7 protein-coding genes are annotated in these 14,438 nt (G+C 57.1%); all 7 read left to right on the forward strand.

From position 1 onward, the window contains the following. Positions 1 to 37 precede the first annotated feature (37 nt). A complete protein-coding gene (locus tag SH421x_RS19470) occupies positions 38 to 295 on the forward strand; it encodes a hypothetical protein (RefSeq protein ID WP_488851627.1) in 258 nt (85 codons plus the stop codon). 128 nt (positions 296 to 423) lie between these two features. Beyond that, complete coding sequence (locus SH421x_RS19475; RefSeq protein WP_488851629.1) at positions 424 to 2,181, forward strand: Nramp family divalent metal transporter; 1,758 nt, start codon at positions 424 to 426, stop codon at positions 2,179 to 2,181. Positions 2,182 to 2,296: 115 nt separating this feature from the next. Continuing rightward, positions 2,297 to 3,493 (forward strand): glycosyltransferase, encoded by a 1,197-nt coding sequence (locus tag SH421x_RS19480; RefSeq protein WP_488851631.1) that lies wholly within the window; start codon positions 2,297 to 2,299, stop codon positions 3,491 to 3,493. Between the two features lie 228 nt (positions 3,494 to 3,721). Beyond that, positions 3,722 to 6,550 carry a PD-(D/E)XK nuclease family protein gene (locus SH421x_RS19485; RefSeq protein WP_488851633.1) on the forward strand — a complete coding sequence of 943 codons (2,829 nt, stop codon included), beginning with the start codon at positions 3,722 to 3,724 and terminating at the stop codon, positions 6,548 to 6,550. Continuing rightward, the gene (locus SH421x_RS19490; RefSeq protein ID WP_488851635.1) at positions 6,547 to 9,669 is read left to right on the forward strand and encodes a UvrD-helicase domain-containing protein; all 3,123 of its coding nucleotides are present in this window, start codon (positions 6,547 to 6,549) and stop codon (positions 9,667 to 9,669) included. Before SH421x_RS19485 ends, SH421x_RS19490 begins: the two co-directional genes overlap by 4 nt. Continuing rightward, positions 9,666 to 10,925 carry a metallophosphoesterase family protein gene (locus tag SH421x_RS19495; protein WP_488851637.1) on the forward strand — a complete coding sequence of 420 codons (1,260 nt, stop codon included), beginning with the start codon at positions 9,666 to 9,668 and terminating at the stop codon, positions 10,923 to 10,925. The genes SH421x_RS19490 and SH421x_RS19495 overlap by 4 nt, the downstream gene beginning before the upstream one ends. Further along, positions 10,922 to 14,437, forward strand: a complete 3,516-nt coding sequence (locus tag SH421x_RS19500) for an AAA family ATPase (protein WP_488851639.1) — start codon at positions 10,922 to 10,924, stop codon at positions 14,435 to 14,437. The genes SH421x_RS19495 and SH421x_RS19500 overlap by 4 nt, the downstream gene beginning before the upstream one ends. Position 14,438 lies beyond the last annotated feature (1 nt).

Here is a 14,438-nt window from a genome sequence, read left to right on the forward strand (position 1 = left end):
GTCTCGTTCGCCAGTTTAGATTCGTGGAAATACCGCAATGAAAAAATTGCTCGCCATCCTGTTGGCTGCGTCATCCATCAGCGCCGGCCTTGGGTGCACGATGTGCGCTCATCCCAACGATTATTGCTATGCGGTCTACGACGAAGCGCATGCTTACGGACATCGAGCCGGCTCAGCGTTTAGCCCGGTCTCGTCCACTACTAGCGGCGGCGAATCGACCACCGTACTAGAAACCGTCGATTCCGAAATGATGATCGACGAAGAGTATTACGAAGTGGAAAGTTCACAGCCGTAATATAGCCGTGCTGTATTTTATTCTTCCCAAAGCTGGGCGAATGCGTTAGTCTCGTAGGTTCGCAACCGCGGCAAATCTTTGCGCGCGGTGGTCACCTCATGAATCGCGTCTTCTGAAGTTAGCCCCGCTTGAGTACCACGCCTCCGGACTCCTCTCCGCAACTGGAAGAGGATTTGCTTCGTCTCGAAACGCCCCCGACTTCGTTGATCGCTATTTTGCGGCGGATTGGGCCGGGCCTGATCGTGGCTGGATCGATCGTCGGCTCCGGCGAGTTGATCGCAACCACCAAAGCTGGCGCCGAAGCAGGCTTTTGGCTTCTCTGGCTGATCATGATTGGCTGCGTGATCAAGGTCTTTGTCCAGGTCGAGTTTGGCCGCTACACCATTTTCAGCGGCAATACGGCGCTATACGGCATGAACGAAGTGCCGGGCCCGGCAATCTCGTATCGCCTAGTAACGCCGGCACGGGTCAACTGGTTGATGATCTACTGGTTTATCATGACCGCCGCGAGCATTGCTCAATTGGGCGGTATCGTCGGCGGTGTGGGCCAGTCGCTGCAGATGGGACTGCCGCTAACCGAAAAAGGACGCTACTACAACGAGTTTGGCGATCTGCAAATGCGGATTCGCGTCGCCGAAACATTGATCAGTCGAGCGGCCGATCGTGACAAGCCAGCAGAAAAAGCGGCCCAGCAATCGATTTTGGCGCAGTTGGAAGGAAAAATCGACGAGCAAGGAGCTCGCTATCTGGCGCTGCGTCGCGGCATTCAGGCAGCCAACCAAGATCTGCTGAACTATTCGCCTGAAAGTGCATCTGCCGGCGCATTGCGGACCAAACTGGCCCAACAAAAAACCGAATTAAAAGCGATCCAGCAAAACATTGAGCCAATCGACGACGAAATTTGGGCTGCCGTGCTAGGGGTGGTGACCTCAATTTTGTTGTTGGTCGGACGGTACCGCTTTATCGAAACAATCTCGACGGTGCTGGTCGCCTCTTTTACGCTGGTGACCGTCGGCAATTTGTTAGCGCTGCAGCTAAATCCCGATTGGGCGGTTACGCCGCAAGAGTTTCTGCGGGGGCTCAGCTTTCGCTTTACGCCGATCAACGAAGCGATCGGCGTTTCGCCGCTGCTAACCGCACTAGCGACATTTGGCATCATCGGCGTCGGCGCGACAGAGTTGATCGCCTATCCCTATTGGTGCCTCGAAAAGGGGTATGCTCGGTTCACCGGGCCGCGAGATGATACGCCTGAGTGGGGACATCGCGCCTCGGGCTGGATGCGAGTGATGTGTTATGACGCGTGGTGTTCGATGATCGTCTACACCTTCGCGACAATCGCCTTTTATTTGCTTGGCGCCGCCATCTTGGGACGGATCAAGTTGATACCGGAAAGTTCCGAGATGATCCGCTCGCTGAGCGTGATGTACGAACCAGTCTTCGGCTCGTATGCGCCGCCTCTCTTTTTGTTTGGCGCGTTTGCCGTGCTGTACTCGACGTTTTTTGTGGCCAACGCTTGCCACGCTCGGGTGAATGCCGATGGGCTGCAAATCTTTGGGCTGCTCGGTCAGGGAGACGCGACCTACCGCGGCGGCGTCAAGTTTTTGTGCGGCTTTTTTCCGCTACTATGCGTGGTGATTTACATCGTCTATCCCCATCCAACTATCTTGGTGATCTTCAGCGGGATGATGCAGGCCATCATGTTACCGATGCTCTCGGCCGCCGCGCTTTACTTTCGCTACTACCGCTGTGACCAGCGAATCGCACCCGGCAAGCTTTGGGATGTGTGTCTGTGGATCTCGGCTCTAGGGATGCTGATCGCCGGCGGATATTTGGCCTATGCGAAGGCGCCGGAATTAATCCAGAGCGTCATGGGCTTGTGGTCATAGTCCGGTTCACGCCCCGATAATCGTTACAACCAGAGAATCGTGAGAATCGCCGCGCTCCGCGCCGCCAGAGTCCTATATTTCGGTGGACCATAAACTTCTACCGGGACTTTCGTTGATGGACGGCCACCTTTCTGCGGCTTCGGCTGACAACCTGCACACCGCTGCTTCCGTTGCTGCACCGCCGGTTTCTGCTGCGCCCATTGCAGAAGTTCGTCCGGTAAAAGTCCTGCATCTGATCAACGGCGAGCACTACTCAGGCGCCGAACGCGTGCAAGATCTGCTGGGACTGCGCCTGCCGGAGTTTGGCTATCAGGCCGATTTTGCCTGCGTAAAACCGGGAAAGTTCCTGACGTCACGGCGAGCCGAAAAGTGCCGCGTCATTGATTTGGCGATGCGGCATCGCTTCGATCTTTGGCGAGCGCGCGACGTCGCGCGACTCCTGGAAGCGGAAGGCTACGAAATCGTCCATGCCCACACGCCGCGAACTGCGCTATTGGCGATGCTGGCCGTGCGAGGAAGCAAAACAAAATTCGTCTATCATGTTCATAGTCCGACTGCGCGAGATTCGACTCGCCGCTGGAATAATTGGGTAAATCAACAGGTTGAATCACAGGCAATGGTCCGCGCCGATCGTTTGATTACGGTCTCTCACAGTTTGAACCGGCACCTCATTGAGTTGAAAGTCGCCGCCAACAAAATCCGCGTCGTCCACAACGGCGTGCCGTCGCTGACCGAAGTTCCCCCTCACCAAGTTCCGACCGGCGCTTGGATCCTCGGCTGCGTGGCCCTCTTTCGCCCGCGGAAGGGAATCGAAGTTTTGCTGCAAGCGCTGGCCAATTTGCGCAACCTAGGACATGCCGTCCGGTTGCGTGCGGTGGGGCCCTTTGAGACTCCAGAGTATCAGCGCGAAATTGAGACGCTGGTCAAAAATCTACAACTGACCGACGCCATCGATTGGATTGGCTTTACTCAGGATGTCAATCGCGAGTTATTTGCGATGGACTTATTTGTACTGCCGAGTCTCTTTGGTGAAGGACTGCCGATGGTCGTGCTAGAAGCGATGGCGGCCGGCGTGCCGGTGATCGCGTCCGACGTCGAAGGGGTTTGCGAAGCAATTCAGCCTGGCGTGGATGGTCTGCTCGTCGCCCCAGGTGACTCCGAGGATTTGACCAAAAAAATCTTGTCTCTCATTTCTGGCGAAATCAGCTGGTCCGAACTACGTCTCGCAGCGCTCCAGAGACAGCGTGATTCTTTCTCGGACCGCAGTATGGCCGCCGGAACGGCCGCAGTTTACGACGAACTAGTCCGCTAGTTGTCCCCCCTAGAACCGGCCCCAAAAAAAGATCAGAAAAATGGCTTTCGCTCGCAGTTTCGTCGAGAAACTGCGAGCGAAAGCCATTTTTATTCGTCTGATAGGTTCTGCGCGAGTGACCAAACGTGTCACTCGCTGGCGCTACGCTCACCCGAGAGGAAAAGCACTGCGGCTTTTCCGCTGCACCTGGTGCGGGTATCTTGAGCGTTTTCAGAGCAAAGGCGAGCCATGTCAGGACGACCGACCGACTTAGCGCGATATTTTCTCGGCTGGGATCGCCCTGCGCTGATTTCGGCGGCCGATCATCTGATTGCTTTGGCCCGGCGCGACGGACCTTTGCTGGATCTCAGCGAGTACGCTTTGATCCTGCCCGGCGGTCAGGCGGGACGTCGATTACGCGATCTGCTGGTCGAGCGGGCAGAAGCTGAGCAGGCTTCGCTGGTTCCTCCGCTATTGTGTGGCGTTGGCCAAACGCCTGAGCTGCTGTACGAGCAAAAGCGCCCCTTCGCCAGTCAGTTAACGCAACAATTGGCCTGGGCTGAAACGTTGCGTTTATTCAATACGCGACAATTGAAGCATCTGATTCCTTTTCCGCCGGCGACAGACGATCTGCCGCAATGGCGCGAATATGGCGAGATCATTCGCAAAACCCATCGCGAATTGGCGAGCGAAAAGCTGGACTTCGCCGCCGTCGCTGAGCGCGCCAAAGAGATCCCAGAATTCGCCGAGCTCGATCGTTGGCAAACCCTCGCGCTGCTGCAGCAAGATTACTTGTCACGACTTGATCGGAGCGGCGTATGGGATAAAGAAACAGCGAGGCTTTTTGCGCTGCAGTATAACGAATGTCGCTGCACGCAAAAGATCGTGCTGATCGGCGCCGTCGACTTGAATCAAACTTTGCGATCGATGCTTGATCAGGCAGCTGCGCACGGCGCCGAGATCTCGACGTTGATCGCTGCACCTGTCGATCTGACTGATTTGTTTGACGCGCATGGTTGCCTGCGTCCCGAGGCTTGGTCCGATCGCCGCGCCGTGGTTGATCCCCAGCGCATTTATCTGGTCGAAGGACCTGCGGATCAGTCAGAGCAAGTGGTCGCTTGTCTGGCCAACTTCGCCGGTCGCTATGCGCCAGAAGAAGTAGTGATCGGCGTGCCGGACGAGGCGCTTGTCCCTGAACTAAAGCAACGCTTGGCCACGCATCAGCTCGATAGTCGCTTTGGGCCCGGCACGGCAGTCGGCGAGGCGCTCCCTTGTCGCTTGCTGCGGACATTTTCGGACTATTTACGCCGGCGTAGTTTCGCCACATTGGCCGAAGCTCTGCGGCATCCCGATGTTTGGCGATTGATCGAAGCCGAGCGTGATCCGCTAGAAACGCTCGATCTCTTCTTTGGCGAGCATCTGCGTGACGCGCTCGACGCAACAGAGCTAGAAGGCGAAACTATCGCTGATTTGATGGCCCAAATGGATCGGATTGCGCTGCCGTTGACGCAACCGATTTGTCCGCTCGTCGATTGGCGTCAACCAATCAACGAACTGCTGCAGTTGATCTATGGAAAACGTGAACTGACGCCGGCGAGCGACGAGTATCGCTCGATCTATTTGCCGATCGAAGCGATTCAAACGGCGTTGGCGACCTGGGAAGAAATCCCTGACACGTTACAACCGCTGCTCTCGGCCAGTGAAGCGATTGACATTTTGCTGCGTCTGCTGCGGTCCGAACTGATTCCTGAAGAACCACGCGATGGGGTGATCGAACTATTGGGTTGGCTTGAATTGCCCTTAGGAGACGCGCCAGCGTTGATATTGACGAGCTTCAATGATGGTCTAACGCCCAGTTCGGCCAACGGCGATTTGTTCTTGCCCAACTCGCTGCGTGAACGGCTGGGGATTGAAGATAACTCGCGGCGTTTGGCGCGTGATGCTTACGCCTTTGAGCTGTTGATGAACAGCCGCCGCGATCTGGATGTGATCGTCGCCAAGCGGACTTCTGCCGGAGATCCTTTGGCGCCCAGTCGGTTGCTGTTTGGCTGCGATGATACGGCGCTGCCGGTTGCCGTCGAGCGAATGTTTGGTGATCCCGAGCCGATCAATAACAGCGCAGTAGAATATCAATCCGGCGAGACCGAACTCTTTCGTCAAGCGATTGAGATTCCGCTGCCTGAACCTGGCCCTTATCCGGTTGAGAAAATCACGGCCAGCGATATTCGCCGCTATCTGTATTGTCCGTATCGATACTACCTTGAAAAGATCTTGCGACTCCGATCTTATTCGGACAGTGCCCGCGAGTTGGACGCGGCCCAGTTTGGCAATCTGGCGCATGACTCGCTTGAAGCGTTTGGACGGAGCGAGTTTCGCAATTCGATTGACGAAGCGGCCATCCGTGACTGCTTGCAACAAGCGCTCAGCGATCTAGTGCGAGAAAAATTTGGCGCGCGTGTGCTGCCTGCGGTCCGGATACAAGTCGAGCAATTACGGCTGCGCCTGCAATGGTTCGCAGCCGCCCAGGCTCGTCGCGCCGCAGAAGGTTGGAAAATTGTGCGTACCGAAACCGACAACGCCCAGCACGAGCCGGTGTTATTAGTCGACGATGTTCCGGTTCGCTTGATAGGACGGATTGATCGCATCGACCATCATCCCGATAGCAACCGTTGGGCGGTCGTTGATTACAAAACATCTGACACGGCGAAGAAGCCAGAGGCCGATCATCACAAAGGTAAATTTGAAGAGCGGGAATGGTTCAACGTGCAGTTACCCTTCTACCGCATGATTGCCCGCGAACTGGGGATCGGACCCCATGTTGAAGTTGGCTATTTTACGCTTCCGGCAAAACGCGAGGAGGTAAAGTATCGCGCCGCAGCTTGGGAAGATGGTGATTTTGAACAAGCCGAAGAGGTAATCATGGATGTGGTGCGGAAGATCCGGAACGGCGAGTTTTGGCCTCCGGCCGATGTGAAGGGACAGAAAGATGACTTCTCTCGGATTTGCCAAGACGGCGTGCTAGGCCGCTGGTTCCCGGCTGTCGAACCATTGGCGTCCGCCGCGGAGGTTTCTCGATGAGACCGTTCCAGCATCGGTTGATTCGTGCTTCGGCCGGATCAGGCAAAACGTTCCAGCTTTCTAACCGGTTTCTCGGCGTGTTGGCCGCAGGCGACGCGCCGGCCGAAATCTTAGCGACCACGTTTACGCGTAAAGCCGCCGGTGAGATCCTCGACCGCATTATGATTCGCCTGGCCGAAGCGGCCCGCGACCCCCAAAAACTGGTCGAACTCAATAGCTTTCTTGAAGCTGCGCCAGTAACTCCCCAGGTGTGCGTCGCCACCTTGCGCGAACTGACGCGTCAACTGCATCGCCTGCGAGTGCAAACGCTCGACAGTTTTTTTATCCAGGTCGCCCAGTGTTTCAGTTTCGAGATGGGCTTCCCACCGGGTTGGTCGATTGCTGACGAAGTGGATGACGCAGAGCTGCGCGTCAACGCGATTGAAGAGCTGCTGCGCGACAACGAAGCGGCGCTCGTACTAGAGATCGTTCACTTGATGAGCAAAGGCGAAACGACCCGCGGCGTCAGTCAGTTGATGTTGGATGCCGCTAGCCAGCTGTATGGGCTGTTTCAAGAAACCCCGGCTGCCGTTTGGACGGCGCTCAAGACACGCAAGCCGCCGCAAGCTCAAGAGATCGACGCCGCAAAAAAGCTGCTGCTCGAAGCGCCGCTCGATAAGCGGATGACCAAGGCTCGTACCGAAGATCTGGACCGTTTTGACGCCGGAGATTTCGGCGGATTCCTGGAAAAAGGATTGGCGAAAAAGGTCATTGAAGATGACCTACAGTATTATCGGGCCGAAATCCCGGCCGATGTCGCCCGCGCCTATCAAACGTTGGTCGCCGCCGCTGCGTGTGAACCCTATAATTTGCTGGTCCGTCAGACCGAAGGCGCCTTTCAACTGCTCGATCGATTTGACACGATCTATCGCCGCTTGAAATTTCAATCTCAGGCCTATCGCTTTGACGACGTGACTCGCTTTTTGTCGCTTCAAGCTGACGCAGACACGCCCACCCGCGTCGCCTACCGGATGGATGGCCATATCAATCATTTGCTGCTGGACGAGTTCCAAGATACGTCACCAGCGCAGTGGAGCGTTTTACGGCCGGTTGCGCGGCGTGTGACAACCCAGCCGCTCGGCAGCTTCTTTTGCGTCGGGGATGTGAAGCAGGCAATCTACGGTTGGCGCGGCGGAGTCGCTGAGATTTTTGAGGAAGTGGTCGCCGAGCTAGGCGAGCTGAACGAGACGGAACTGAAGGTCAGTTTCCGATCTTCACCCGTCGTGATCGATTTTGTGAACTTGGTTGCTCGCAATCTGCATCGTCATCCATCGCTCGAACGCTTTGAAGATGGAGTCAAGCGTTGGCAACAACTCTTTGCCGATCACTCGACCGCCAAGACCAACTTACCCGGTTATGTCAGCGTCGAAACAGCCCCTTACGGCGAAGATGGCGATCCTGCCGACGAGATGTTATTTAGCGCCGCCGCCGACCGCGTCTGCCGCAGTCTTGAGGATTCTCCCGGCAGCGAAGTTGGCGTCTTGGTCCGCACCAATGCCGCGGTGCGAAAGTTGATCTTTGAGCTGCGCCAGCGTGGCGTAACCGCCAGCGAAGAAGGGGGCGGCACGCTGACCGATTCGGCTTCAGTTCAATTGCTGATGTCGCTATTGCAATGGATCGATCATCCGGCCGATACCGTCGCGCGGTTCCATGTGCAGCACAGTCCTTTGGCCGCCGCAATCGAAATGCCCCCGTACATGTCTTCGCAGAAGCTGTCTGAGTTGGCCCAATCGCTGCGCAGCGAACTGCTGATCAACGGCTACGGCGTCATGCTTCGCCGCTGGTCTCAGGTGCTGGTTGAAATCGGAAATTCGCGAGAACGGCGTCGGATCGAGCAATTGATTCGGTTGGCGCATGCCTATCAATCGAAAACGACTTTGCGCACCAGCGATTTTGTTGAGTTCGTAGAGACCCAGCGTGTCGCTGATCCTCAGGCTTCGGCGGTCCGAGTAATGACGATCCATCAGGCCAAGGGTTTGCAGTTTGATGTGGTGGTATTGCTGGACCTGGATAAAGATTTCCCCGGTCGTTCGCCGAGCTTCGTCATCGAAAGAGCTGCGCCCCTAGCGCCGGTTACCAGCATTGTGCGCTACGCCAACCAGGATGTGCAAAAGGTGCTGCCCACGCGACTACAGCAGATGTTTCGCGGGGCCAGTACTCAGCAAGCGGTCGAAGAGCTATGCGTGCTATATGTAGCGATCACCCGCGCCGTCCACGCGATGCATGTCATCATCAAACCGCCTGCGGCGAGCGAAAGAAAGACGCCACGCACCATGGCCGGCTTGCTGACCGAAGCGCTGGACGTGAAGCGGCAACCGCAAGGTAACGATGTCGTCTTTGCCATGGGAGACCCCGAGTGGTTCGCCCATCTGACAGCGACCGATGTGCGGCGTGCGCATCGCACGCCAGGCGTAACGCGACGATTGCCGATTGTGATGGCGCCGGCAAAGGTGCAGCGCGGCGAAGCGCTCTCGCCGTCGAAGCTGGAAGGAGGACCGCGACTGAAGGTTGCGAACCTATTGCAGTCTACTGACTCGACAGGGCGTTTGTTCGGTTCGGTGACGCATGCCTGGCTTGAACGGATCGAATGGCTCAATGATTTTGAGCTCAATGAAGAGCGTTTTCGCGCGATTGCCCGAGCAATTGTGGGAGATGCGTTGAACGTCGAGCATTTGCTCTCTCGCTTCCAAAAAACAATCGAGCAGCCCCAATTGCGACAGTTGCTTGACCGCCACAAGGCTCCGCGTCCCAAGTTGGTCACAGCCGAAGCAACCGCAGAAGTGCGCCAAGAGCAAACTTTTGCAATTGCGGTTGACGGAGGAATCCAGAACGGGTCGATCGATCGTTTGGTCCTGTGGAAGCATGGGGATGAAGTGGTTGCCGCCGACGTGATCGATTACAAGACCGATCGCCTATCGCCTGAAGATACAGACGCACTTGCCGAGCGAGCCGCCTACTATCGACCGCAGGTCAACGCCTATCGTCGCGCAGTGCAACAGATGTGGCGTTTGTCCGACAAAGCAGTCAACGGCCAGCTTTATTTTGCGTCGATCGATACGATCATAGAGGTGAACTCATGAGCTTTCGTTTTATTCACGCCGCCGACCTACATATTGATAGCCCGCTGCAAGGACTGGGCCGCATCGATCCGGCGATGATGCAACGCGTGCAATTGGCGACGCGAACCGCGTTTGAAAAGCTAGTTGACCTGGCGATTCGTGAAGAGGTCGCGTTTATGCTGATTGCCGGAGATCTATTCGACGGCCAATGGCAAGACATGCGCACCGGTCAATGGACAATCGCCCAGTTTCGCCGCCTGGACGCGCAGGGGATTCGCGTCTTTTACATTCGCGGAAACCACGACGCCGAAAGCAAGTTACAAAAGTCGATTCGTTGGCCTGACAACGTGAATGAACTCTCGGTCAAGCAAGCCGAGACAGTCTTGCTGGACGAGGTCAAAGTTGCGATCCATGGTCGTGGGTTTGCGCGGCCCGATGTGCTGGAAGACCTGACGATCAGCTATCCGAGCGCCGTCCCGGGGCACTTTAACATCGGGATGCTGCATACCAGCCTGCAAGGTTATGACGAGCATGATCCGTATGCACCGACGACGATCGAAACGCTTCGCGGCAAAGGATATGACTACTGGGCGTTAGGGCATATTCACCTACGTGCTAATGATCCGCTGTGCGATCATCCCTATGTCGCCTACAGCGGCAACACGCAAGGGCGTCATATTCGCGAACAAGGGGCCAAAGGTTGTCTCGTCGGATCGGTGACCGATGGCGTCTTGGAAGAGGTTCGATTTGAGCCGACTGACGTGCTTCGCTGGAGCGAGATTGACATTGTCGTTGCCTCGGACGCCGACGCCCAGCAATTGGACGAACAAATTCGGGACGCACTCTCCGCCGCGCATGACCAGAACGAAGGACGTTTTACCGTCGCTCGAGTTCGCCTGACGGGGCGTTGCCAACTGCATACCGAGTTGAACGATCCGCTAAAACAAGGAAACTGGATCGGCCGAGTGCGAGACGCCGCCGCAACAATCAGCGATGAGTTTTGTATCGAGAAAGTCAAGATTCGGACCAGCGCCCAGCGCAGCGGGCAGACGCGCGGCGAGGCCGATCTATTGGGCGAACTCTCCCGCGAGGTTGCCGCGCTGCAGCAAGATCCCGAAGCGCTCGCTGCTTTGTCACCCGAGTTAAAGTCGCTGTTTGACAAGCTGATTTCGGCGCAAGCCGATCTCAGCGACGAGCGCGATACGCAGACTCGCATGGAGGAATGGCTCGCCGCCGCGGAACAAATCTTATTGACGGGATTGGAGGGCGCCGCGTGAAAATCCGGACGATTCAGGCCGAGAACTTCGGCCTCTTCACCAGCCGCCGCTTTGAGTTTGGCGATCGGCTACAGATCATCTACGGTCCCAACGAAGCAGGCAAGTCCACGCTGTTGCAGCTGATCCGCGAAGCGATCTTTGGCTTCCGCGTCCGTAACCCGTACGCGTTCGCCGATGGCGGCAAGATGGCGGTCGAATTGGAAGGGACGCTAGCCGATGGTCGAGCGTTTGAGTTTCGACGGACGAAATCAAACAAGTCGGCGCTAACAGGGCAGTTTGTGAACGGCGATGCCACTTTTGACGAGCCCGCTTGGTTTGATTTGTTGGGGGGAGTGACGCAAACCTCGTACGAGCAACTGTTTGGCTTTTCGCTGACCGAGCTTGCTTCCGGCGAAGCAGGGTTGAAAGCGGCCAGCATGGACGAGGCGCTCTACGGCGGCAGCTTGGGTGGTCTCGGCCAATTGCAGACGCTGAAGAAAACGCTTGAGACAGAAAGTAATACCCTCTTTCTGCCGACAGGCCGCAAGCCGCGCATCAATGAGTTGCTGTCGCAACTACGCGAGGCTCGCACGCGACTGCGCAGCACGCCGCTGCGGCCAGCTCACTATGACGAAATGCTCCGTGATCTCGACCAACTGGTCGAGCGCCGGGATCAGTTGCATCAGCAACATGAGGAAGCGTTCCGGCGGCTCAAGCATCTGGAGCGAATCGAGAAAGCCTATCCCGTCTGGCGCGAGATCACGCTCTTGAGCGAACAGATCGCCGCTCTCGCCGGGGAGAAACAACCTCCGCGCGAAGCGATCGAAAAGTTTGGCGTGCAGCGGACCAAGCTGCAATCGCTGGAAGAAGAGCTGGCCCGCTATCGCTCGCAGTTGGAGCTAATGACCAAAGAGCAAAGTGAGAGCGCCGCCGCGATCAGCGAAGATCTGATTCGCCAAGCAGAGACGATCCATCGCTTGGTGCAGACGGTCAGCGAGATTCGGAACTTTCGCAGCCACATTCCGCTCCGGCAGCAAGAGCAAGCTGCCGCGTTGGCCGACGCCGATCGCGCCATGCGAGAGCTGCACCCTGACTGGAGCGTCGCGACCCTGTCGCAGTTCACCCTGTCGCACCCGCAGCGGAAAGAAGTCGAGCAAGCCGCTGCGACCGAAAGCGATTTGCGGAGCCAGTTGAAGGTCTACGAGCAAGACGCGCAACGCCTGCAGCGAGAATGCGCACGCGTCGAGAAACGCTTGCTCGATTTGCCGCCGACGAGTGACGTCGAGTTTGCTCCGCTGGTCCGTGAGGCCAACGCGTGGAGTCGCCGCGTCGAGAAAGAAGCCGACCTGCGCCGCGATCTGCAACAACTTCAGGCGACAGCAAAACCGCTGGAAAATAGTGTCGCGACTTTCGCAGGCTATGCAGCGGTGAACGTCAAACAACTGCCGGTCGATGGCGAGCTTCAGCGATTTGCCGAAGGCTTCCAACAAGCGGAACGGAAGTACGAAGAAGCCCAGCGACTGCAAGCGGCCGAGGAAGAGTCGCACGCAGATCGCGCGGCCGAGATTGAGTTGCTGGATCAGCGTCATGCTTTGGTGCCTCGGGAACAATTGGAACAAGCACGCGAGCAACGAGACGCTGCATGGCGCGAACTTCAAGATTCAATCGAAGCTGGCTCCGCGAACGCCGAGCAGCTGGCCCATTTTGATAAGCTGTTGAAAACGCCAGACGAGCTGGCCGATCGTCGTCAGGAGCAAGCCGAGTTGCACGCGCGGCGCGACAAATTGACCGATGATCTTGATCTAACAACGCGTCGTATCGTGCGGTGTCAACAAGCGACGCAAGCCGCCAACCAGCATCAACAGACGCTTCACGAAGAATGGCGCGCATTGTGGAATCCACTGGAGATCTCTCCGCAGTCTCCCCGTGATATGCTGAGTTGGTGCGACAAGTTTCGTCGTTGGCGCGAATTGGAAGATCGGATCGCGACGCTTGAAACTTCGCTGGCCGAGATCGCTACGGCAAATCACGCGCTGGTTCAACAAATCAGCAGCGTGTTGCCGGCAGTTGATGCCGCCTGCGACGTTGCAACTGCGGTCGATGCGTTGGAGCAAACGGTCGCCGCCGAGACCAAGTTGCGTGAAGAACATGCGCAAGTTTCCGCCGAGCTGAAAAAGTTAGAGACTGCACGCGTCACCGCCGTTGACGCTTGTCACCAGTTGCAAGAGCGACAACTTGCGGCGATGGAAACGATTCGTACGCTGCTGGCCGCCGCGCCCGATTTGGGCTCTTCGGATGCTCAGATCATTATCGACTTGCTCTCGCGGATTGACGCAGTGCGGGGGATGCGCGACTCGGCGGCCAGTTTGCAGTTGCGAGTCGCGGATATGCAAGCCGGGATCGATACCTTTCAGCAAGAGGTGACCGCCTGCTGGACGGCGGCTGGCTTGCCGCCGAGTGAGTTGTCGGCCGAAGCAGCGGCGTTGGAACTTGATCGGCGGCTGAAAGAGGTGACCGCCGCAAATCACCAAAAAGAACATGCCGAAAAGCAACTTGCTCGCTTGCACCAACAAGTCGCCGAGTGTGCAGCGCAACAGCAAACGATTGAGACGCAGCTTGCCGCTTGGCGAGACGCATCCGGCGTCGCCGACGATATCGGTCTCGAAGAAGCGACGCACAAGGCGCGTCAGCTGGCGGATTTGGAGACCGAGCTTCGGACGTTGCAAGCCGAGCTGACCGGCATCCGCCAATCCGAGGATGCCGAAGCGTTTGCCGCAGCCCTGGCCGCAGCCGACTTGGACGAGGTGCAATTGCGTCGTGATGAGAGCGAAGCCGAAGTCGCCAAGCTGCATCAGCAACTGGATGAGGTAAAGGAACTGCTCGGCCGTAAACGCCAGGCACAAGAGTCGCTAGAAGGCTCCGACAAGTCGATCGCCGTTGCGTCGGAGCTAGAGAGCTTAAAGGGAGAACTGCTTGAGAAAGTGGACCAGTACGCGCCGCTGGTCTTGGCGCGCGCCTTGATCGATCGCGCCGTGGCCAAGCATCGGGCCAAGACGCAAGGGGACATGCTCGAAGCGGTGGGGCGACTCTTCCGCGAAATGACCGGCGGCGAGTACGTCGGAATCGAGCGCCAATTGGATGAACTGGGAACATTGATCGTACTTCCTCAATCAGGAAAGCCAAAAACGGCGGAAGAACTGAGCACTGGTACGCGTGAGCAACTTTACCTGGCGATCCGTCTGGCCTATATCGAAAGCTATGCCGCCGGCAGCGAAATCTTGCCGGTGGTGATGGATGATATATTGGTTAACTTTGACGATCAGCGACAAAGCCGCACGCTGGCTGTGCTGCAAGCTTTTGATCCTCGGGTCCAGATCTTGTTTTTGACCTGCCATCGGTCGATGGTCGAGAAAGCACAAGCGATCTCGGCTCAGATTCCGGTCCTCTCGCTCAACGAGATGCCGATCGAAGCACCGGCGGCATCGCCCAAGACACGTAAACGAACCAAGCCGCAATCCCCGACGTTATTCTAAA

This window comes from Blastopirellula sp. SH421 (assembly GCF_057808535.1).

Coding starts and splice junctions, on each gene's coding strand:
- SH421x_RS19470 (WP_488851627.1), top strand. CDS start 38: ATGAAAAAATTGCTCGCCATCCTGTTGGCTGCGTCATCCATCAGCGCC.
- SH421x_RS19480 (WP_488851631.1), top strand. CDS start 2,297: ATGGACGGCCACCTTTCTGCGGCTTCGGCTGACAACCTGCACACCGCT.
- SH421x_RS19485 (WP_488851633.1), top strand. CDS start 3,722: ATGTCAGGACGACCGACCGACTTAGCGCGATATTTTCTCGGCTGGGAT.
- SH421x_RS19490 (WP_488851635.1), top strand. CDS start 6,547: ATGAGACCGTTCCAGCATCGGTTGATTCGTGCTTCGGCCGGATCAGGC.
- SH421x_RS19495 (WP_488851637.1), top strand. CDS start 9,666: ATGAGCTTTCGTTTTATTCACGCCGCCGACCTACATATTGATAGCCCG.